Raw genomic sequence first — 23,115 nt, 5'->3', positions numbered from 1 at the left:
CACCCACCAGCCACCAGTCACCAGTCACAATTGAACCCCACACCCTAAACCCTAAACTCCACACCCCATTTATCACGCATATTTGGCGATCGCTCATTCGCAACCAATATCTAGAAATCATATATCTAGAAAGCACATGCACATCAAACTTCCCACGCCAGTTCGCAATTTTCTAGTAGCTACGAGCTTTTGGAAAGAATATTATTTTATCCTGCGCGAGTTCAAGCACTTTCGACAAATTGCAATTCTGGCAGCAGTTTTCACCTTGTCAGCGGCAGTATTGGAGGGCTTTGGAGTTGGGTTTATCTTAGCTGTCTTACATAGCGTACTCAATCCCAACGCCAAACCAATTCAAACTGGGGTGAGCTGGTTTGATGTGTGGATTTTAGCGGTCAATGCTTCTACCAGCGAGCGACTCTTCCGCTCGTCTGCTTTAGTTCTGCTCACAACTCTACTACGGTTGGGCTTGACGTACTTAGGACGGCTTTACGTTTTTACGGCTCAGTATACTTTAGGATATCGGTTAAGCTTGCAAGTTTTCGAGCAGTTGCAAGCACTCAGCTTGAGTTTTTTCACCAAGACCCGTGCGGGAAATTTAGTTAACAGCCTGACGAGCGAAGTCAATCAAATTACGCTGGCTTTTGATGTCCTGGCTACTTTTTTCACGCGGGGTTCGACTCTCATCGCATATACGATCTCCATGTTCATGCTGTCCTGGCAGCTGACGGCAATTACAGCCATGCTGTTCGGCTTACTATCGGTGGGGATAACCAGTCTATTAGGGCAGATCCGAGAAGCGAGTTTTGCTACCACAAAGGCTCGACGCTGGTATGTTTCAGTAGCGTTGGAATTTATCAATGGAATTCGCACCGTTCAAGCTTTCGCTGCCCAAGACTTCGAGCGCAAGCGATTTCACGATGCGAGTTTGCAACTATTGCAAGCTAGTACTAAATCTAGAGCTGCCCAAGCGTTAGTAGAACCTGTCTCGGAAGGGATAGCTACTTTTATCCTGTTTGGCATTTTGTTCTTAGCATTTGCTGTCTTAATCCCAAACGGACAACTGCAACCAGCAGGTTTGCTGACATTTCTGTTTGTCTTGTTACGTCTAATGCCAATTCGCCGTCAATTAGATGGAGCCAGGGCGAAGTTCAGTAGTTTTCAGGGATCGTTCAGCAATATTAAAGAGCTATTGCGGACTGATAACAAAACCTATTTACGCAATGGCAAACTTCAGTTTTCCAAGTTACAGCGAGCAATTGAGTTTGTGTCTGTAGATTTTGGGTACGACAAGCAACATTCAGTATTGCATAACATCAAGCTGACAATTAACCGTGGTGAGATGACGGCATTAGTTGGATCTTCTGGTGCTGGCAAAACGACGTTGGCAGATTTAATTCCGCGATTTTACGACCCAACCCAAGGACAAATTTTCATTGACGGTATCGATCTGCAAAATTATGACATTAAATCGCTGCGTCGCAAGCTAGCTGTAGTCAGTCAGGATACATTTATCTTCAATGCTTCTGTGCGAGACAATATTGCCTACGCTTTAGAAGAGGTAGACGAAGATGCGGTGTGGGAAGCGGCTCGACTCGCTAACGCGCTGGAATTTATCCATAAACTACCTGAAGGCTTTGATACTCAACTAGGAGAACGGGGGGTACGATTATCTGGGGGTCAGCGCCAGCGATTGGCGATCGCCCGTGCCTTGTTACGCGACCCAGATATTTTGATTTTAGATGAGGCGACGAGCGCTTTAGACTCCGTTTCCGAGCGGCTGATTCAAGAGTCATTAGAAAAGCTATCTCAAGGGCGCACGGTGATTGCGATCGCTCACAGGCTTTCAACTATCGTTCGCGCCGATAAGGTTGTCGTGCTAGAACAAGGACGAATTCTCGAACAAGGAACTTATCAAGAGTTGCTGCAACAGCGCGGCAATCTCTGGAAGTATCACCAAATGCAACATGAAGTCAGTCAGATGAGCTAACACCAGATTTTGGTAATTGGTAATTACCCCATATGCGACTTTTTTCTTAGCCCTCTTTTGAAGGGGGTTGGGGGATCTTCAACTGCACTACTGAAGAAGAGATCCCCCCTGACCCCCCTTATGAAAGGGGGGGACAAGAGAAAGTTGCACCGAAGCGTTACTTGGTAATTGGTAGTTGCTCCCTCAGCTCTCTTTCCCTCACACCCTACACTCTATTTCAACTCAGGACTGAAACAACTGTGTCAACTAACACAAGGGCAATCAAAATTCTACTATATGGAAAATCTTTTCCGGTCAATTATCGTTCCAAGGTCTTAATCGATCTACTTCAGCGATCGCAATATTGTATTGCTCAATTTAATCCCGACTTTTATTGGACGAGCAACAAGTTCTTAACTCTATTTTCTTGGATCGACTTTTTTATTAAGGCTATCTTTGCCGATGTGATATATTTGCTGCCCAAAAATACCATTTATATCAAAAATGTTCTTTGGGTTACTAAGCTGCTGCGTAAAAAATTAATCGTAGAAATGCATATCTCGCTTTACGACAATTATGTAAAAGAATACAAGATGATTGAAGTTGACGATCGAAAAGCTAAAACATTTAAGGAACTCGATATTTTGGCTCTTACTAAATCGGATTATTTGATCCATAGTGCCGATTACGAATTAGTATATTGGGAAAAACTACTCGACATTCAGGTCGATCGCAGTAAGGTTTTTATCGCTCCTAACTGCAATACTTCTACCACGCTACTGCATCAAAGAAGTTTTATGCAGGATGGCGTACTTAGAATTTGCTGGTGGGGAACGTTTATTCCTCTGCACGGCATAGACAAAATTTTGCAAGCAATGCAAACTTTAAAGGAAAAAGAAGTTAAGTTTACTTGCAATTTATTTGGTGTAGACCGACCTATTTTTTCCACTTATGCTGAGAAGATTCAGCAAGCCAATCTTGAAGATTGTGTTTTTCTCAGAAAAGATCTCAACTTTGCTGATGGCTCTTTACCTAAATATTTAGTCGAGAACTGCGATCTAGCATTAGGTATCTTCGGAGATGGAGATGCAGCACGCCATGCTCTCCCAAATAAATTGAATGAAGCTCTTGCTATGAGACTTCCAATTTTAACTATGAATGCTCCTGCCTTGACCGAATTTTTTGACCCTGAAGTAGACTTTTGGACGTGCGAACCTTCGGCTGACTCTATTGTCATGTCAATTTTAAATATTATTCACGGTGTAGTTTATCCTGTGGACTGGGAACAGAGTCGTCAAAAAGTTACAAACACATTCAATGCTGTGCGGTATCAAGAAGTCTTGAAACAGGTATTAAGCAAGGCTACTCCTAAGTTGTCACCGAAAGAAACTCAAAATTCTGAAAGTGGAGGATTAACAACTGGTCGGGCTGCACTTAATTAAATTAAGCGTTCGTTTGTCAATGCTTCTTTGCCTAAAATTAAAGAGTTATGTAGTATCTTGAAGCCAAGTTATAGAATTTTTCACCAGCTATTCCAATCATAAACGCGCTGTCAGGAAACAAAAAATTCAATAGTGAAAGATTGAATGGGAAAATTAGGCAAACTAGAACTCAGTAGAGAGATACAGAATCATGGATTTCGTCAACGATCTATCTTTTTCAAAGTGGCTCTATAGGAAAGAAGCTTTAGCAACTAAATTAATAGAATGGATTCCATTTTCGATTTTAAAAATGCCGCTCTATCGCACTATCTTTGCGCGATTAGGTACATCTGTTCAAATTCATCGAGGCGTTCAACTTCTACGTCCTCATGGAATCGAAATTGGAAATAGAACTACGATTGAGTCTGGAGTTATCTTAAAAAACGTCGGGAAAACGAGCAAAATCTGGATTGGAGATTCGGTTACCCTTGAGTCTGGCGTTCGCTTAAAAAGCTCCGCTCACAACAGCAGAATTCGGATCGGAGATGGGACATTAATTGAACGTGGAGTTGATATCAAAGTTCATCATATGGGTACGATTGAGATTGGCGCAAATACTCACATCGGTCCCTATACCTGTTTGTCTGGTAAATCTATCAGCATTGGCAACAACTGTTTGATTGCTTCTCATGGCGGAATTTATGCTGGCAATCATAATTTTTCGGATTGCACTCGTCCCATCAGAGGACAAGGAATTATTTACAAAGAAAAGGGAATTGTCATTGAGGATGATTGCTGGCTGGGTAGTGGAGTCAGAGTTGTTGATGGAGTAACCATTGGTAGAGGAAGTGTCATTGGAGCAGGAGCTGTGGTAACTAAAGATATTCCACCTTACTCTGTGGCAGTGGGTGTACCTGCTAAGGTAATTTGTCAACGACATGATGCTGACAACAAATTGTAGAGATAAAGCACTGCTTTAAATCTCAAGATGAGGACGGAGAGCTCGGGTTTAGTTATAGACATTCATTGCAATTTTTTTGGAGAAATTCATGAAATTTATCGAAACAAAACTCAAAGGCGCATTCATTATTGACTTAGATGAGCGAGTCGATCATAGAGGTTTTTTTGCTCGAACTTTTTGCATGAAGGAATTTATCGACCACGGATTAAAGCCAACTGTCGCTCAATGTAATTTGTCTTTTAACCACAAAAAAGGCACGCTCAGGGGGATGCACTATCAAACTCCCCCAGCTACAGAAACTAAGTTAGTCCGGTGTACTCAAGGTGCAATTTATGACGTAATTATCGATATGCGTCCTGATTCTCCGACATATTTGTCACATATTGGCGTAGAACTCTCGGCAGAGAATCGCAGAGCTTTATACGTACCGGATTTGTTTGCTCATGGCTATCAAACCCTCACGCCTAATGCTGAAGTCGTGTATCAAGTGAGCGAGTTTTACACTCCAGGTTACGAAAAAGGACTGCGCTACAACGATCCGGCACTGGCAATCGAGTGGCGCTTACCTGTGACCGAGATTTCGCCTAAGGATGCAACTTGGTCTTTACTATTAGAACCCGTGAGTGTAGGAGTCTAGAGTTGAGCGCGATTAACGGTACTGAAGCTACCGAAATTTTGCGTGGCGATCGCCAAAATGACATCATCAATGGGGCTGGGGGTGACGATACTATTGATGGTGGAGCAGGTAACGATATTCTCATCGGAGGTAAGGGTAAAGACCGTCTGATTGGCGGTGACGGTATCGATACCGTAGACTACAGCCAATCCACCAGGGGGATTGTAGCCGATCTCAATCGAGGTGTTATTTTAGCGCCGATCTACGGAACGTCAGGAACGCCGAGAATTATGCCTCTTGGCGATTCTAAAACCGCAGGCGGACACCGTGTCGAACCGACCCCAGGAGCCTACCGGATTCAGTTGTGGCAAAATTTTGTCGCGGATGGTTTGAGCATAGATTTTGTGGGTTCGCTATCCAATGGACCTAGCAGTCTTGGCGATAAAGACCATGAGGGACATGGCGGGTGGACGACTGATGAGATTTCTGCTTTACTCGACACGGGTATACTCAAGACCTATCAGCCGCACATTATTCTGTTAACAATTGGCACGAACGATACGGGATCGAGTTCTGTCAATGAAATGTATGGCGATCTGAGCCGCCTGATCGATCGCATTGCGCAACAGTCACCCAACACGCAGATTTTTGTTTCCTCCATTGCACCGATCGAGCCAAATGGATCTAAAGGTGTGAAACCAGAAGCAGCAGAAAACGCTGAAGACTTTAACGCTCTGCTTCCTCAACTGGTTAACAATAAAGTTAGCCAAGGTAAAAAAGTCGCTTTTGTAGATGCAGAGGGTAGTTTAACCATTGACGATCTCGGGTCAGATGGCGTTCACCCCAGTTCTCAAGGCTACAAAAAAATTGGGAATAAATGGTATAACGCGATCGTGGAGCGTGACACCATAAGCAGTGTCGAAAACGTTATAGGTACGGCTTATAGGGATAAATTATTAGGCAATGTTAGTAACAACGTCCTAGAAGGTGGTGCAAGTAGGGATATTCTAACTGGAGGTGGGGGTATAGATACCTTTATCTATCGCTCGTCTCATCATGGTAGCGACACCATTACCGATTTTGGTACAGATGACTTTTTTCAATTCTCTGCTGCTAATTTTGGTGGTGGCTTAATTGCAGGTACGCCTTTGAGCTTGACAGAAGCAGCAACAGGTGTTTTTGTCAGCAGCGATAATCCCTTCGCTCTGGGTACAAGCGCCAACTTTCTCTACAATACTGCCACGGGCATCCTGAGTTTTGACCAAGATGGAGTTGGGATTGATGCAGCTATTACCATAGCCAGACTCAGGAGCTTACCTAGTTTGAATTGGCAGCAAATCCAAATTATTGCTTAATTTCGGTAAAACTAAAGCATAACGTGCGGAAATACTCTTCGCCGTGTTGATTCTGTAGCTATCTAGCTGTTACATCTATCTATAGGTGTAATTGTGCGGATAGAACAGTCAACCAGTAAGTGTGGGGAGTAGAGTTTTGCCGGAAATATTTGGTACTAAAACTGCTGACAATTTACAAGGCAATGCCCAGGACAGTATCATCTATGGCTGGGAAGGCGATGACACGCTGGTTGGAGGAACTGGCAATGACATTTTAATTGGTGGTACGGGCAAAGACGCTTTAGATGGTGGCGCGGGGATCGACACGGTTAGTTATTTCAACGCTACCAGTGGTGTTACTGTTGACCTCAATGCAGGCATAGCGACGCGCACAGCCAAGTTAATGCCCCTGGGTGACTCAATTACTTATGGTTTTGTCAGTGATGTCAATCCTGATTCAGGCGGCTATCGCCTGAAGTTGTCGGAGTTATTGCAGGCTAATGGAATTAGTATAGATTTTGTTGGTTCCCTGTCTAATGGACCTACAACTCTCCGCGATAAAGACCATGAAGGACATAGTGGCTGGACGATCGACCAGATCGACGGCAAAGTTAATGAGTGGCTGAATACTGCCCAACCAGATGTTGTTCTATTAACAATTGGCACAAATGACACCTACGGAGATTCTGTAGGGCAAATGTCCCAAGAACTGAGCAATTTAATTGACAAAATCGTCCAGTATTCCCCAGATACTTATGTATTTGTAGCCACCATTCCCCCAACTAACAATCAGGAACGGGTACAAAAGATAGCGGAGTACAATGCTGCCATTCCTGGGATTGTAGAGCAAAAGCTAGCAGAGGGCAAAAAAGTTAAGTTCGTCGATATGAGTTCTCTGACGACGGACGAGATTTCTAGACCTCCAGATGATAACGGGCTGCATCCTACTACGACGGGTTACAGTAAGATTGCTAGTTTATGGTACGAAGCCCTACAAGATTTAGGTATAAGCCAAGGCACGTTCGCTATCGATCGCGACACGCTCGTTAATATCGAATACATTGACGGCTCTAGCTACAATGACACGCTGATCGGGAATGCGGTGGGAAATGCGATCGCGGGTGACGCTGGGGCGGATGTGCTAACTGGTGGCGGTGGGAGAGATGTCTTCGTGTATCGCTCCTATACAGATGGCGGCGATACGATTACTGACTTTAACGCCACCGACGATTTAATTCAATTCTCTGCTAGCGGTTTCGGTGGTGGTTTAACAGCTGGGGTAATGTTAAGTTTGACTGCTGCTGCTACTGGCACGTTTGTTAGTGGTAACAATCCCCAATCTCTCGGCAATAATGCTAACTTTTTATACGATACCGCTACGGGGATATTGAGTTTTGATGTGGATGGCATTGGTGCGAACTCAGCTGTCACCATAGCTCAGTTCAGCGGCTTGCCTAACCTAAATCCAACTCAAATTAGTATAGTGGCGTAATTGAGGCGATCGCTGAGTAAAACTCTTACAGGAGGGGCTTTTTGTCCCTCTTTCGCTTTTCTACCCTTAACGATGCTAGAGCATTAAAGTTAGATTATCTCGGAACCATAACCCCAAAAGTGCTTTCAGTGAATGTTAGATTCATTCTCCAATTGAGGTACTGTATTCCATCGTTGTGATGGCATGACATAAACAGCTCGGGCGCACGGCTGCGCGCCCCTACTTACGACTCGGGCGCACGGCTGTGCGCCCCTTCACGACTCACTATCAAGGAACATACATCATGATCATTGTCGATCGCGCTTTACAAGCACGGGCAGAAGCAGGTAACCCCGTTCGGGTGGGGATGATTGGTGCTGGCTTTATGGGACGAGGTATTGCCAACCAAATTATCAATTCCGTCCCAGGTATGGAACTGGTGGCGATTTTTAACCGCGATGTCGATAAAGCCATGCGTGCTTATCGGGAAGCGGGAATAGATGACGCAAAAGCCGTCCAAACTGTATCTGGCTTAGAAGCAGCGATCGCCGCCGGACAGTATGCCGTCACAGATGACGCAATGCTGTTGTGTCAAGCTACGGGCATTGATGCTTTGATTGAAGTCACGGGCGCGGTAGAATTTGGGGCGCATGTCGTCATGAAGGCGATCGCCCACCGCAAGCATGTAATTATGATGAATGCGGAACTCGACGGGACGATCGGTCCTATTCTCAAAGTCTATGCCGATCGCGCTGGGGTTATCTTATCTGCTTGCGATGGCGACCAACCAGGCGTGCAGATGAATCTTTACCGTTTTGTCAAGAGTATTGGTTTAACTCCGCTAGTTTGCGGCAATATTAAGGGACTGCAAGACCCTTACCGCAATCCTACCACCCAAGCTGGTTTTGCGCAGCGTTGGGGACAAAACCCTTGTATGGTAACGAGTTTTGCTGATGGAACCAAGATTTCTTTCGAGCAGGCGATCGTAGCTAACGCTACAGGTATGCAAGTTGCCCAGCGCGGGATGTTGGGCTACTATCACGACGGTCATGTAGACGAAATGACCAATAAATACGATCTCGACCAATTAAAAGCATTAGGTGGGATCGTCGATTATGCCGTTGGTGCTAAACCCGGTCCAGGGGTATATGTCTTTGGAACCCACGACGACCCGAAGCAGAGACACTATCTCAATCTCTACAAGTTGGGTGAAGGTCCTCTCTACAGTTTTTACACTCCCTACCATCTCTGCCACTTTGAAGTTCCCTTGTCAGTAGCGCGGGCGGTTTTATGTCAAGATCCTGTTATGGCTCCGATTGCTGGTGCTGTAGTCGAAGTTGTTACCACTGCCAAGATCGACCTCAAAGCTGGAGAAACTCTCGATGGGATTGGCGAGTACATGACTTACGGACAATGCGAAAATGCCGACGTGGTGCGATCGCAAAATCTTTTACCGATGGGTTTGGCTGTTGGTTGTCGCTTGAAGCGAGATTTGCCAAAAGATAAAGTTCTCACTTACGACGATGTAGAACTCCCCACAGGTAGACTGTGCGACCAATTACGGGCAGAACAAGAAGCATATTTCGGCATTCAGCCAACCGCAAAATCTCCTGTAGCAGTCGCATGATTATGAAGTGGCTAGTGGCTAGTGGCTGGCGGCTAGATAGTTGTTTCAGTCTAGCCACGAGTCACTAGTCACTAGCCACTGGCGGCTAGATAGTTGTTTCAGTCTAGCCACGAGTCACCAGTCCCTAGTCACTGACAACTGATAACTGATATTCAAGGGTGCTATCGGAAAATAATGAAAATACTCGTTACCGATCCTGAAGGATATGTAGGTTCACTTGTTGTTGCCTGCTTCACACAACAAGGTCATGAGGTGATTAGCGTCAGTCAAGCAAACGCTGGCGCTGCTTTATCTTTGATTCAGCTAGCAGTCACCGACTTGCAAAATTTCGACGCAGTGATACATACAGGAGAAATCTGCGGGAATCCAGCCTTGCATCCGCAGATCGCCTGTAACATCCACTACAGAGATGCTATGCACTTGGCAAACTTAGCCAAAGCTGCTGGAGTCAGTCGCTTTATTTATCTGTCGTCCTGTAGCGTTTATGGTGCGGGTGAGGAAGAATACGTTACGGAAGAATCTCCTGTTCGTCCTCAAACTCCTTCTGCTACTTGTAAAGCTGCGATTGAAAGCGATCTATTGACGATCGCCTCGGCAGAATTCTCGCCGACAATTCTCCGTCCGGCAATAGCTTTCGGTGCTTCTCCCCGCATTCGCTTTGATGTCGTTCTCAACAATATGGCAGGATTAGCTTGGACGGCTAACAAGATTAATATTCCTGGCAAGGGTCTATCTTGGTGTCCTGTCGTCCACGTTCTAGATATCTGCCAAATTATCAATTGCATTCTCCAAGCACCGCGTCCTCTGGTTCATCAACAAATTTTTAATGTTGGTGATACAAATCATAACTATCAACTGATAGAAATTGCTGCTATGGTAGCAGAAGTTTTTCAAGTTGAGAATTTTAGCTTTGGGCATCATGGTTTTGGCGATCGCGGTCTATTTATGACTTTTGACAAGATTCATCAGTTTTTCCCTGATTTTCAATGTGGTTGGAATCCTCGGCAAGGTGCGGAACAATTATTAAATTTCTTTACTCTTACCGATTCGATCCAAAGTCACTTTACATTGACGCGATCGCCCTACCATCGGTCAGAAAACCATCTTTTCCATACTGTGTCAATAGCCTAAAGCAATGAGGGTTTTCGTGAAGGAGTAGCGAGTATTTCTATCTTTCTGCTCCCTTACGGTTATTCCCTGAGTTCACACATGTCAATTTTCAGCAATCTTTCTAAAAATTTTAGATTTTCCGTAATTTCACCCGATTACAAATATAGATAATTTCACCGATCGGCAAATTTGCGGTTGCTGCCAAATCATAAAATAGTTAATTTGAAGTTAATTTGAGTCGATCGCAACTTCATATGTCATAAACTGTTTGCAAGGAGAGTTATCGCTCGATTGTTGTTAGTAATAATAAAAACAATATAAAAAGCCGATGACGTGTATTCAATAACGCGATTGCTAGCGATTTTCAAGTTATCTCAGATTGCTAAGTCTAACGTCTCATTTAAGCTGAAAAGCCCTGATGAGAAATATATGAGCAATTAGCAAATGACGCATGACCGTCAAAATAGCAAATCTCAAGAACTATTTGTGACTGCTGTTTAACCTAAAACCGTGGAATTTGGCATGAACACTATCATTGCAGCATCGATTTGCATTTTCTTAGCTGGCAGTTGCTACTTTTTGATGAATTGGATGACCTTCTTTCATCGCCAGCCCAATCCTTCAGTGGAAGATAGATTTTTAGCTTTTACAATTTTAATTGTAGCAACTATTTTCTGGGTTTTGCTAATTCCTATTTACTGCTTTAGGCTTTTCACAAACTTTTTTTTCAACATGCCAAAAGCTACAAAACAACAGACAATCAATACAGCAAAATTAACAACTGGCTATTCGGAAGTTTTGAGAACAGATTACAAGGTTAAAAGTCAAATTTAGGGGCTGAATCTTTTAAGAAGGGCTGTAACTATAGCGTTTCTTATGCAGGTAAAATACATTTGTAGGGGGCGCACGGCTGTGCGCCCTCTATAGTTCGTTGCACGGATTTTAATGACCAAATAACATTAGACTGTTCGACATTTATTGGCTCTATTATATAATTTTGCTCTGTTTTAAGCTGAGCTATCAGCGCTAAAAACTCCCTGGCAAAGCTAGATTTAAAATCTGTCAAACCGCAGGGATTATATAAAAATACATTACTGAATTGCTCTGCATCGATTTCAATATTTTTTTGATTGACTAGCAAAAGCTTAACGTTTGGATTTAGAAAATGGCTAAAAGAAAATAAATAAGTAGCATTACAATCGTACAGAGATTGATAATTACTGACAACGACTAGCGGACGAGCAGCCTGATTGATAATTCGAGCAATTTCAAGATCGTTTTGATTTTTACCTTTATTCCATGCAGTTTCTGAGTAAGCAATTTTAGTAGAAGAAAATATCCCACCTGTGAAGACAGCGATCGCTATCCATAACCACATTTTTCTTTGCCATTGAGGAAAATGGGGGGAAGCAATTTTAGTAGTAAAAAGATAAGCAACAGCAATTTGAATGCTGAGATAGCAGGGAATTAAAAATCGAGCTTGTAGCGTTCTTTGTCCCTGAGTGATAAAGTCTGGAATTGCCAGACATAAGGCTGTACCTCCAAGTAGAGTGAACAGAAACAACCAAACTTTACGTTCGGAAAACCGATAGGTGAAATAGGCTGCATATCCGACTAAAATCAGAGTCAATGGCAAGATTAAAAAGTCTAAATTAGTGACATTGAAAAAAATTAGTTTTACCGTATTTCCCCACGAATAGACTAGCTGACAAGCAGATATTTTAGCTGCTGATATCCAGTTCGTTGAATCTCGCAATCTGCCATAGTTACGAATGGCGATCGCGATCCAAGGGGTGAAGATTGCTAATGCTATACTTGTCGCAAATAAATAAGCTCGAACTGTGTTTGTCCAGCGCCACCTTCGACTCGAATTTTCACTTACAAATATATAAATTCCGTGCGCGATCGCTACAAAAGCAGAAAATAAAAATGTATATAGAGCAGATGCGATCGCGATCGCGTAAATTCCCCAATTCAACCGACTGTAGGAGCGCTTTGCTTGTAATAAAGCAGCACTAGAAAGTAAGATTGTCACAGTCCATAAACTATACTGTCGCGCTTCTTGAGCATAGAGGACGTGAAATGGAGAAATAGCCACTAGAGCGATCGCCATCCATCCCGTTAAGGGCGATAATGGAAATAATTCTCGGCACAGCCAATAGATGCAAGGAAATACAAGTAAGCTAGTAACAGCCGACAAACTGCGGATAGCTGTCACCGAATTACCAAACCATTGCATCCACTGACGCAACATTAAATAATAAAGTGGTGGATGTTGTGGATCTTCTATTGCTAACGATTCGATCGTATCTAGCCAATTGCGGTTGTGATTTGGACTTAAATATTGCCGAAATTCGTTAACATCAATAATGTTCCCGTTAAAAGTCTGCTGTACGACTTCTCGAATCACATAACCGCCAACTCTTAAAGAAGTAAAGCCTTCGTCAAACCAGTAAACTTTGCGATCGAGGTTAATTAAGCGAAAAAATATACCTAAAACTAAAATAGCTACGAGAAACCTCTGCAACCAAGTGGAATTTTTGCTAGTGAGGGAACGATGCATTAAAAAACCGTTATATATTAGATTTTCATCTAAAGACGTATGGTTTCATGTTGTCACATCCCCTAGTTTAAAAATCTTTATGTTACTGGTAGCGTGGACGATGCCCATCCTACGATAAAAACTCGTCACAAATGACAAATGACCCATGACCAATGACATTCAAGACACTTCTGCTTTCATTTCATCAATTTCAAACAAACTGACAATCACGCTAGCAATCGGAATAGCTAGAAAAACACCTAATAATCCTGCTACTCTTGCTCCTACTAATAAAGCAAAAAAGATGACGACTGGATTAACGTTTAAAGAACCTTGCATCACTCTAGGAGAAATTAAATTATCTTGAATCTGCTGCAAAATAATACAAGCAGCTAATACTTTTAATGCCAGCCAGACATTTTGAGATAAAACAATTAGAAAAATAATTCCAACTCCTAAAGTTGCTCCAATCCCAGGAATTGCATCAAATACCCCTACAATTGCTGCTAAAATTAAAGGAAAAGGTACATTTAATACTAAGAAAACTATAAAGCTAGAAGTCGTTAAGAATAACATTAAAATGAGTTGACCTTGTACGAAACCAGAAAATTTCCGCTTCACAATAAGTTCAAATCTTGCCCGCCGATTTTTCGGTACAGACTTTAAGATTAGGCTCCAAAGCCGTTGACCGTCGAGCAGCATAAAAAAGGAAACTACCGCAATCAGAATTAAATTGAGAAAATTAGTAAAAAATATTTGAATAGTAGAAAAACTATAAGTTAAACCTACACTCAGTCCTGAGAGAATTTGATTTTGCAACTGCTGTTGAATTGCATTTAGATCGACTATAATGTTACGATTGCGTAGAAAGACCTCTAGGTTTTCTACCAATGGAATTAAAGAGTTTAAAAAAGCTGTAATACTATTAATTAGCTGTTGTGCTTGAGATACTAAGGATAAACCAACAGTAATTGTGAGCGCAATAATTAATACTAAACTCACCAGAAAAACTATAGCAACTGCTACATAGCGAGGCAAGTATTTTTGCAACCACTGTACGGGATAGCTGAGCAAAAACGCTAAAATCGCAGCAAATGAGAAGATTGCAATAACATCCTCGAAATATTTCAGCAGCAAGATAGAAGCCCAACCAGAAAGAAAAAATAGCAAGAAACGCACCAATACCAAATTATTTAAACGTTCCCAAAAATTCGGTGGTTCCTGCATATCTGGCTTCATAAGTACGATCGCTATTTGCTTAACATAGGTTTCCAGCTAGGAATACAGCATACGGTAGCTGCTGGAAATAATCACCTACCTCAAGCAGCAGATAGCTCTTGTACGAGGACGTATGGCTGGACGATCAAAGTATTGAACTGCTTAGCGCGATCGCTATTCCAATCAGAAAGTTGATGATTAGAAGGCTTAGCAATCAATGCTTCACCGATCCAATGTTGTACCGCAGTTACGTTATCATTCGCGATCGCCACTCCAACATCAAGAATATCGAGCTGTGGTGCAACAACTACCAATGCATCTCGCATCGCATGAGGAATTAACCACTCCCACTCAGCTCTATCTAAACTTTCTGCCAGTTCTGTTCTTAAATCTTCCATCAATCTGAAGTTATGACAATATTTTTACAGTTTATCGTTTATGAGGTAGCAGTGAGTGGCTAGCGGCTAGTGACTGGTGACTAGATAAAGAATCCAGCCACTAGCCACCAGCTACTAGCCACTGATAACTGATTATCTTCCCAATTCGTGTAGCGTAGTAATCACGGCAGCACACTGTCGCGTGATGGCTTGTAATTCTTCCTTATCAGTGGAAGTAGGAGGGGGAATGACTTCGCCAATTCTTACGGTGATGGGGACGGGACGGGGAACGGCAGAACCTTTCATTAAAATTTTTTCAGTTCCCCACAGGCTGACGGGTAAAAGTGGAGCTTGAGCTTTGGCAGCGAGTAATGCGGCTCCGCGTTTGGGATCGGTAATGCGTCCGTCAGGCGTGCGCTTTCCCTCTAAATACACGCCAATTGCCCAGCCTGCTTCTAAACATTTTAGTGCAGCACGAATAGCCTTGCGATCGCCCGCCCCGCGACTGACTGGATAAGCACCGTACAACTCAATTGCTTGCTTCAAAACCGGAACGTCAAACAACTCTTCTTTTGCCATGTAAGCCACTGGTCGTCTCATACAAGCCGAGAGCAGTGGCGGATCGAAGTAACTAGCATGATTGCTCACTACCACCAACGATCCCTTTTGGGGGACATTTTCCGCGCCAAAAATGCGTCCCCGAAAATAAGCGTGCAGCATCGGACTGACGACCGAATATTTAAATAGGTAGTACAGCAGCAGACTGGCAAATGGTTCGCGTTCTCTTGGCATGGGGAATCGGTAGTCGGGAGGCGGGAGTCGGGAATCGGGAGTCGGGAATCGGGGGACAAGGAGGACAAGGGGGACAAGGAAGCAGTTCTAGCCACTAGCCACTAGCCACTAGCCACTAGCCACCAGTCACTGATAACTGTCAACTTACGACTTACCACTAATATTTTCTAAACCTAAGTCAGGAGAAGTCCGCTTGATTAATCCGGTCAGGACGTTACCTGGACCAATTTCTACTACCTGTTGCACGCCTGCTTCTACAAAGCGTTGAACTGTCTCGCGCCAACGAACTCCACCTGTCATCTGGCGTGCCAGGCGATCTTTTAAAATCGCCGCATCTACAGTTGGCACTGGTTCCACGTTCGATAAAACTGGAATTGTTGCCGTGTTAAAGCTTACGGTTTCTAATACTTGTTGAAACTCGCTAGCAGCTGCTGCCATAAATGGCGAGTGAAAAGCTCCCGATACTTTCAAGGGCATAGCCCGTTTTGTTTTGATGTTAGCAATCAACTCTTGCACGGCAGTGGGAGTGCCAGAAATTACGACCTGAGCTGGGCTATTATCGTTTGCCAGGACAACATCAGACATTTGTTGCAGTTGAGTTTCTAGCTGGATGCGATCGAAACCAATTAAAGCCGCCATCATCCCACCAGAAACGCTGTCCATCAGTTCGGCACGGCGTTTAATTAGGCGTAATCCCGACGACCAATCAAACACGCCAGCAACGTAGAGAGCAGCATATTCTCCTAAGCTATGACCTGCTACTAAGTCTGGTTGTCGTCCTTGTTGTCGTAACAAGTCAGCAAGAATAGATTCTACAACGTACATACAAGGCTGGGTGTAGAGCGTGCGCGACAGGCTATCATCTTCGCTTTGGCAAATTTCAACAACAGACCAACCTAAAATTTCTTCTGCCTGGGCAAACTTATCTTTGGCATAATCGATTTCTAACAAATCCATCCCCATGCCAGTTGCTTGCGAACCTTGCCCTGGAAATACCCATGCTGTTTTAGTCATTTGTCATTTGTCATTTGTGAGTGGCTGGTGGCTCGTGGTTAGTGGCTAGTCACCAGTCACCAGCCACTAGCCACTGATAACTGGTCACTGATAACTGATTCACCTATTTCCATTGAAAAATGGCGGCTCCCCAAGTCAAGCCTGCGCCAAAGCCAGAGGCGGCGATGATGTGGTTGGGTTGCACTTGTCCTTGGCGGACTGCTTCGTCGAGTGCGAGGGGAATGGAGGCGGCGGAGGTGTTGCCGTAATGGGCGAGATTGCTAATAACTTTATGGGCGGGAATTTTCAAGCGATCGGCTACGGCATCGAGGATGCGCTGGTTAGCTTGATGTAGGAGCAACCAATCGATGTTGTCAACAGTGAGATTGGCACGAAACAGGGCTTTGTCAATGACTTCTGGAACTCTCTGCACGGCAAAACGATAGACTTCTTTACCGTTCATGGTGATGGGTTGATAAGTTCCTTGAGTCACTTCCACGCCATCCATGAGTTGTTTCGGGTTGCCCTGATAGCTGAGGTTGAGACAGTGGTTTTCCGTACCGTCGCTTTTGAGTTCAAATCCGAGTAAGCGATCGCGTTTGTCTGCTTGCATCACGACAGCTCCCGCACCATCGCCAAAGAGGACGCAGGTACGCCGATCTTCCCAATCTACCCAACGAGATAGCACATCTGCCCCAATCAGCAAAACGTTCTGATAGACTCCCGTGCGGATGTATTGGGCAGCAGTAACCATACCAAACACAAATCCCGAACAAGCTGCGGTCAGATCGAAGGCTACAGCATTACTCGCGCCCAGCCGTGCTTGGACTTGACAAGCACTCCCAAACAGATCGTCGGCGCTGGAGGTTGCTAAAAGAATCAGATCGATCTCGGCTGGCGTAATGCCTGCCATCGCGATCGCCTCTCGTCCAGCAGCAGAGGCGATCGAGCTTAAAGACTCCGCTGTCGTGGCTAGCCGCCTGCTACCAATGCCCGTGCGACTCCTAATCCACTCATCGGATGTGTCTACCAGCTGACTGAAACTCTGGTTATTCAACACGGTTGCTGGTGTGGCAGAACCGCTACCTGTAATAATTACGCCTGATTGTTGTACCATGCTTCTCCCTGTAGAAGGGGCGAGGAGTAAGGAGTGAGGGGTGAGGGGGTTAAACTTTTCCCTCGCTCCTCGCTCCTCGCTCCTCGCTCCTCATTCTTCCGCGATCGCTACCGAACCCTGAATTCGCTCTAGCACTTCGTTATCTACTGCTTCTCTTGCCAGACGAATGGCATTAAAAATCGACGGCGCTTGAGAGCTACCGTGGCTGATAATGCAGATCCCTGCGACACCCAAAAGCAATCCGCCTCCATGTTCGGCATGATCTACCCGCTGCTTGATCCGTTTCAGGTTTGGTCGCAACAGCGATACGCCTAACTGACCGTGCAATCCTTGGGGTAATTCTTCGCGCAGGATTTGCAGCAATACTTCTCCCACTGCTTCGGCAAATTTCAACAGCACGTTACCAGCAAAGCCATCGCACACGATTACATCAAAATCACCCGAGAGAATATCTCGCCCTTCGGCATTTCCGACAAATGGAACTTTAGGGTTGGCTTGGAGCAATTGGTAAGCTTGAAGTGCAAGATCGTTCCCTTTGGATTCTTCCTCGCCAATATTTAGTAAACCGACTTTAGGTTCGGGAATACCTAGAACGTATTTGCTGTACACCGTCCCCATAACCGCAAATTGTTCTAAGAACTTGGGGCGACAATCGACGTTTGCACCCACATCTAGGATCAAAACTTGCTTGCTAGCAACGATTGTGGGAAACACGGCTCCAATCGCTGGGCGATCGATTCCAGATAGTCTTCCCAAACGTAATAATGCCGATGCCATTGCTGCACCTGAGTGTCCGGCTGAGACTACGGCATCTGCCTGTTGTTGCTTGACCAAATTCATTGCTACGTTAATCGAAGCTTTGGGCTTGCGCCTAATGCCACTCAGAGGCTCCTCGTGCATTTCTATCGTCCCTTGGGCAGGGACAATTTCTAGCTGACCGAGATTAGTATTAGCGGGCAAGACGGCTTCAATAGAGTGGCGATCGCCCACCAGTATGACCTCTACGCCTAATTCGTCCCTTGCTCGCAGAGCACCAGCAACAATTTCGGCGGGTGCATGGTCTCCCCCCATAGCGTCTATTGCGATTCGTGCGCGAGTCTTTCCCATTGATGACAGTTCCAGAAACCTTAAAGATCTTACCAGTTATCAGTAGAGACGTTACATGTAACGTCTGTACAAAGCGATCGGCGAGCGGAAGTCGTAGGGGCGGGTTTTTTCGCAGATCTGTACTGGCACAAATAATTCTTCGCTCGAACCCGCCCATAAGAGTCAGGAGTAATTGCGAATTGCAAATCGCCAATTGCGAATTGAATTGTCTCCTGCTAAAAGGTAAGCAATTAAGTCCGATCTGTCAAACTTACTGGTGGCGAAGTTTTAGGTACTGGTGCAAAGCTTTGCGCTCCTGCGGAGCTGATAATGATGGGTTGCAGGATCGCCGTATTGGCAATGGAATTATTTGCCAAGGTAAATAGTGGGTTAGAGAGAATTCCAGCTAGAGATGTCGCAATTAAAGAAAGTACGATACCCACTTGTAGCGGACGCATCCCTGATAAAGTCCAGTTGATTTCGGGATAGTTTTTCACCACATCGGACATTTCCTGCGGTTCTTTGACCACCATCATCCTGACGACACGGATGTAGTAGTAAATTGAAACTACGGTGGTAATTAGTCCTAGCAATACCAATCCATACTGTCCAGCTTGCCAGCCAGCCCAGAATAAATAGATCTTGCCGAAGAAACCGGCTAATGGTGGAATACCTCCCAAAGACAGCAGGCAAATGCTGAGGCATAGAGTCAGCAAGGGATCTTTTTGATATAAACCTGAGTATTCGCTAATTTGGTCGGTTCCGGTGCGGAGGGAGAATAGAACGACGCAACAGAAGCCGCCCAGGTTCATGAACAGATATACCAACAGGTAAAACACCATACTGGCGTATCCTGCTTCTGTACCCGCAATTAAACCAATCATGACGAATCCGGCTTGGGCGATGGAAGAATAAGCCAACATCCGTTTCATGCTGGTCTGAGCTAGAGCAACGACGTTACCCAAAATCATACTCAGGACAGCGAGGGCGGTAAAGACAAACTTCCACTCGCTAGAAAGTAAGGGAAAAGCAGTGGAAAGAAGGCGAATGGCAAGAGCAAACCCAGCGGCTTTAGAACCTACAGATAAGAAAGCAATGACTGGAGTGGGCGCACCTTCATAAACGTCTGGAGTCCATTGGTGGAAAGGTGCAGCGGAGATTTTGAAGCCAATTCCCGCAATGACGAAGACGAGGGAGATCGCCAGACCGAGAGACTGACCCGCGTTAGCTTGGACGATCCCAGTGGCGATCGCGCTCAGTTCAGTTTGTCCGCCCGAGAGTCCGTAGAGTAGGGATACGCCGTAAAGGAAGACGGCTGTAGAGGAAGCACCAATCAATAGGTATTTCAGCGCCGCCTCGTTAGAACGGGGGTCGCGTTTGGTGTATCCCGTCAGCAGGTAAGAGGAAATACTTAAAGACTCTAGAGAGATAAAAATCATCACCAGCTCGTTTGCTCCAGAGAGGAACATTCCGCCTAAAGTAGCAGTGAGCAAAATGACGAGAAACTCCGCCAAAGCAGTACCGCTTTTTTCGATGTAGGTAATTGACATCAAAATGGTGACAGCGGCAGACAGCGCGATAATACCGCGAAAAACTATGCTCAGGTCATCACCATTAAAGCCGCCTAAGAAAGCTATTGGATTGGCAATATCCCATTGAAAATAGAGAGCGATTATGGAACCAAGCAGCCCTGCGATCGCTGCATAAGCAACCCAGCGCGAGGAACTACGACCCACAATCAAGTCACCAACTAAAACCACCATGAGAGTAACGAGGACGATACTCTCTGGCAAAATCGTCCCAGCATTCAACTGGGTTGCAAGATTGGCTAAATCCATACTCTTTGTATTCAGTTGCGATGTATCAGTTGCGATGTATCAGGTACGCTCATTGAGCATCAGGACTGACTGTGTTAGTTTTATTTTCTCTTAATCCGATCCCCTTTCGGTCACGCCACCCCAGCTAATATTAGCGTTAACTGGGATTGAGAGGATAAGTTTTACTTGTTACATTAGGGCGAGTTAATGCAGATCGTTGTAAATTTCTTATAGCTGATTTTCATTTACATATGGCGATCGCTAATCTAGATATACCGAATATTAGCCATCATAATTGTGAAAGAAAAAAGCCCGACAAATCGGCTAGGCGATCGTAAATCTCCTAGAGACGTTATATGTAACGTCTCGACAACCGATAACTGATAACTGACAACTGTTTACTGACTCAAAGTTGTCCCCGTCGTAGAGAAATTAGACAGGAAATCTGGAATCGGATTGCCTCCATTACGTCCCACGGCAGGAATTTCTAGCAAATCGTCTGTGGCTTGTCCTTTACCATCATTAACTACAGCATTTTGGTTACCTGGGTGTCCGTTGGGAACAAAAAGCTGTGGGTGGTCGAAGGGCGCTCTTTGAAAGCGAACTCGCTCATCGGTCAGTCCGCGTAGGAAGGCGACGAACGCTTGTTTTTCATTAGTGGTCAAATTCAGCACTGGCAAACCGCCAAAATCTCCACCGCGACTGTAAAAATCTATCACTTGCTCCAAAGTCAAAGTTCCGCCGTTGTGGAAATAAGGAGCAGTCAGTTCCACATTTCGCAGTCCTGGAGTTTTGAAGGCTCCATTCGCCAGGATGCTATCGCTGGGACTTAGGGGTGGATCGAGCGTGGGTGGATTTTCTCCTAATAGTTGCGAGAATTTCCCTTGCTGTGCCAACCGTGCTTCAGAGAGCGAATTGCCAAACCCATCATCAGCACCTAAAGCAACGTCTTCCTGTGGAGGTCTAACTCCAATGGCAAAAAATCCCGTATCTTCCACAGGGGTTCCAGGAATTGGCGCTCTACCGATTCTGCCACGACCAGAAACATTCCGAAACGAAGCCGCAGTTAGTTCTGTACTTGCATGACAGCCAATACAACCCCTGCGAGTGAAAAGCTGCCATCCCTGCTGTTGCTGCGGGGTAAAAGCACTGCGGTTTCCTGCTAAGAATTGGTCGAAGGGCGTTTGGCTGGAAACTAGAGTAGATTCATAGGCTTGAACTGCTAATCCAAAAAATAGCGAGAAATTGTATTCCGCCAGCGTATACTCAATTGTTGATAGAGGGCGATTTCGCGGTCGGCGATAGAATCTCCGCCTACCCGTATTCGGATTGACGCGAATCACCATGTTAGAGTCCCACCACTGAGGTTGGAAAGCTTCTTGAATCATCTGCTCGTAGGTTTTGTTTAAACCTGGCTGAGGTGCTTTACTAAAAGCTCCTAAAACGCTGTCATCGGCAGCAACGCGCTGTTTTGCTAAAGGTGGCAAAGCCAGGAGTTTTTTACCTGCCTTTCTCCCTATTCTCCTGATGATTCTCCGGCGAGTCGATTGTGCTGTCGTAGCGCTAGTTTCCGCGATCGCATCTGTTGAGGCGGCGATATCGGCACTGTTACTATCAACTAAATTACCGTTAGTATCCCTCACCCTCACGGTGTTATCCGTATCAGATAAATCGATGACTAATGGTGCTATTGGCAAATCTTCGGCTGCTGTCTCAACTGCTGTGGTTATGGGTGCTACGGCTTGGGAAGCCAAAGACGAATTTTTAATTCTGACTGGTACATCCCGCAAGCGCCTGCGGTTAGTGGCTTGTAAGACTAAAGCTTCTGGGTTTCTCAAGCCAGAGCGATCGACTCCATTAAATATATTTTGGGCGCTGCCGTCCCAGAAATTACGGAAGTTAAAGACTGCATCGATAACACTTGGAGAGTGACGATCTGTGACGCGCCGCGTGTTGATACCTTGGACTCTGAAGATATCATCTGGCTGTGGCGTGACGTTATCTTTATCGCTTCCAGGCACGATATCGACAAAATCAGCTCGAAATACCCCTTGGGAGCCTGCAATATCATTGCTGTCAGATATAACCCTAGAGGCGATATTATTGGGGTCTTCTAGCTGATGAAAGGGAAAATCTGCCGCTGTTAACTGGTAATTAGGTGCGCCAACAAGATTAAATACGCGATCGCCTGCTTTTAATCCTGGGTTGATTTGGTTTTTAGAGCGGCTGTCTGCACCTGCTTTAAAGTGGCAGGTGGCACAAGTGACATTACCGTCCGTACCGAGTTGCATATCCCAGAATAAAGTTTTTCCCAAAGCGATCGCAGCGGTTTTGTTGCGAATAAATTCGCCAATATTGTCGGGTTCGGGAATGGATACTTGGTTTAAAGGTACAATTGGCGGGCTACCAACTTGTGCTGATACAGTATGTCCGGTTAAGACTGTAAAAATCACAAGTAGGGCGATCGTAATACTAGTTTTGAGTTTTCTCGATAGTCGATCTCCTCCAATCTGCCGAGCTAAAAATGAGGTAAAAAGGCGGATACCAGCCAAAAAAGTAGCTGCTAATTTAGCAAAAAACCGAGCCACAAAACGATAAAAAACTGTTTCGTTTTCCTTGTTCGATAACTCGTTTGGTGGTTTATGCTTCAAACCATGACTCATGGCA

The 23,115-nt window shown here is 44.9% G+C and carries 18 protein-coding genes; 9 read left to right on the top strand and 9 right to left on the bottom strand.

The genetic code is table 11. From position 1 onward, the window contains the following. The first annotated feature begins 136 nt into the window (after positions 1-136). The 9 genes from hepA to DSM107010_RS15410 all read left to right on the top strand — a co-directional run bounded on the left by hepA (position 137) and on the right by DSM107010_RS15410 (position 11,340). Positions 137-1,987, top strand: a complete 1,851-nt coding sequence (gene hepA / locus DSM107010_RS15450) for a heterocyst formation ABC transporter subunit HepA (RefSeq protein WP_106168528.1) — start codon at positions 137-139, stop codon at positions 1,985-1,987. A gap of 239 nt (positions 1,988-2,226) precedes the next feature. Then, the gene (locus DSM107010_RS15445; RefSeq protein ID WP_106168527.1) at positions 2,227-3,408 is read left to right on the top strand and encodes a glycosyltransferase; all 1,182 of its coding nucleotides are present in this window, start codon (positions 2,227-2,229) and stop codon (positions 3,406-3,408) included. A gap of 190 nt (positions 3,409-3,598) precedes the next feature. Beyond that, entirely contained in the window at positions 3,599-4,348 is a 750-nt protein-coding gene (locus DSM107010_RS42260) for an acyltransferase (RefSeq protein ID WP_106168526.1), read from the top strand. An 88-nt stretch (positions 4,349-4,436) separates the two neighbouring features. Next, a complete protein-coding gene (rfbC, locus tag DSM107010_RS15435) occupies positions 4,437-4,985 on the top strand; it encodes a dTDP-4-dehydrorhamnose 3,5-epimerase (RefSeq protein ID WP_106168525.1) in 549 nt (182 codons plus the stop codon). Positions 4,986-4,987: 2 nt separating this feature from the next. Further along, on the top strand, positions 4,988-6,319 hold the full coding sequence (locus tag DSM107010_RS15430; RefSeq protein WP_127023318.1) for a GDSL-type esterase/lipase family protein: 1,332 nt from the start codon (positions 4,988-4,990) through the stop codon (positions 6,317-6,319). A 121-nt stretch (positions 6,320-6,440) separates the two neighbouring features. Further along, complete coding sequence (locus DSM107010_RS15425; RefSeq protein WP_106168523.1) at positions 6,441-7,790, top strand: GDSL-type esterase/lipase family protein; 1,350 nt, start codon at positions 6,441-6,443, stop codon at positions 7,788-7,790. Positions 7,791-8,073: 283 nt separating this feature from the next. Next, positions 8,074-9,396, top strand: a complete 1,323-nt coding sequence (locus DSM107010_RS15420; protein WP_015152794.1) for an NAD(P)H-dependent oxidoreductase — start codon at positions 8,074-8,076, stop codon at positions 9,394-9,396. Positions 9,397-9,570: 174 nt separating this feature from the next. Then, positions 9,571-10,527 (top strand): NAD-dependent epimerase/dehydratase family protein, encoded by a 957-nt coding sequence (locus DSM107010_RS15415; protein ID WP_106167604.1) that lies wholly within the window; start codon positions 9,571-9,573, stop codon positions 10,525-10,527. Positions 10,528-11,028: 501 nt separating this feature from the next. After that, the gene (locus tag DSM107010_RS15410; protein WP_127023315.1) at positions 11,029-11,340 is read left to right on the top strand and encodes a hypothetical protein; all 312 of its coding nucleotides are present in this window, start codon (positions 11,029-11,031) and stop codon (positions 11,338-11,340) included. A 40-nt stretch (positions 11,341-11,380) separates the two neighbouring features. On the opposite strand, the gene DSM107010_RS15405 is transcribed toward DSM107010_RS15410, so the two are convergent. The 9 genes from DSM107010_RS15405 to DSM107010_RS15365 all read right to left on the bottom strand — a co-directional run bounded on the left by DSM107010_RS15405 (position 11,381) and on the right by DSM107010_RS15365 (position 23,111). Further along, a complete protein-coding gene (locus DSM107010_RS15405; protein WP_106167606.1) occupies positions 11,381-13,069 on the bottom strand; it encodes a glycosyltransferase family 39 protein in 1,689 nt (562 codons plus the stop codon). A gap of 159 nt (positions 13,070-13,228) precedes the next feature. Further along, positions 13,229-14,287: an AI-2E family transporter gene (locus DSM107010_RS15400; protein WP_015152790.1), complete on the bottom strand. Its 1,059-nt coding sequence runs from the start codon at positions 14,285-14,287 to the stop codon at positions 13,229-13,231. A gap of 80 nt (positions 14,288-14,367) precedes the next feature. Beyond that, the gene (locus DSM107010_RS15395; RefSeq protein WP_106167607.1) at positions 14,368-14,664 is read right to left on the bottom strand and encodes a DUF2288 domain-containing protein; all 297 of its coding nucleotides are present in this window, start codon (positions 14,662-14,664) and stop codon (positions 14,368-14,370) included. 132 nt (positions 14,665-14,796) lie between these two features. Continuing rightward, complete coding sequence (locus DSM107010_RS15390; protein WP_015152788.1) at positions 14,797-15,435, bottom strand: lysophospholipid acyltransferase family protein; 639 nt, start codon at positions 15,433-15,435, stop codon at positions 14,797-14,799. A 144-nt stretch (positions 15,436-15,579) separates the two neighbouring features. Next, positions 15,580-16,449: an ACP S-malonyltransferase gene (gene fabD, locus DSM107010_RS15385; RefSeq protein WP_106167608.1), complete on the bottom strand. Its 870-nt coding sequence runs from the start codon at positions 16,447-16,449 to the stop codon at positions 15,580-15,582. 103 nt (positions 16,450-16,552) lie between these two features. After that, a complete protein-coding gene (locus tag DSM107010_RS15380) occupies positions 16,553-17,545 on the bottom strand; it encodes a beta-ketoacyl-ACP synthase III (protein ID WP_106167609.1) in 993 nt (330 codons plus the stop codon). A gap of 90 nt (positions 17,546-17,635) precedes the next feature. Further along, positions 17,636-18,652, bottom strand: coding sequence for a phosphate acyltransferase PlsX (plsX, locus tag DSM107010_RS15375; RefSeq protein ID WP_015152785.1), 1,017 nt, complete (start codon positions 18,650-18,652; stop codon positions 17,636-17,638). A 230-nt stretch (positions 18,653-18,882) separates the two neighbouring features. Further along, on the bottom strand, positions 18,883-20,469 hold the full coding sequence (locus tag DSM107010_RS15370) for an NAD(P)H-quinone oxidoreductase subunit N (RefSeq protein WP_106167610.1): 1,587 nt from the start codon (positions 20,467-20,469) through the stop codon (positions 18,883-18,885). 377 nt (positions 20,470-20,846) lie between these two features. Further along, complete coding sequence (locus tag DSM107010_RS15365; protein ID WP_127023312.1) at positions 20,847-23,111, bottom strand: cytochrome-c peroxidase; 2,265 nt, start codon at positions 23,109-23,111, stop codon at positions 20,847-20,849. Positions 23,112-23,115: the final 4 nt, after the last annotated feature.

This window comes from Chroococcidiopsis cubana SAG 39.79, assembly GCF_003991895.1.
GTDB classification, from domain to species: Bacteria; Cyanobacteriota; Cyanobacteriia; order Cyanobacteriales; family Chroococcidiopsidaceae; genus Chroococcidiopsis; species Chroococcidiopsis thermalis.
Note: the sequence above shows the minus strand (reverse complement) of the source record. Positions and strands in the feature narration are given on the sequence as shown.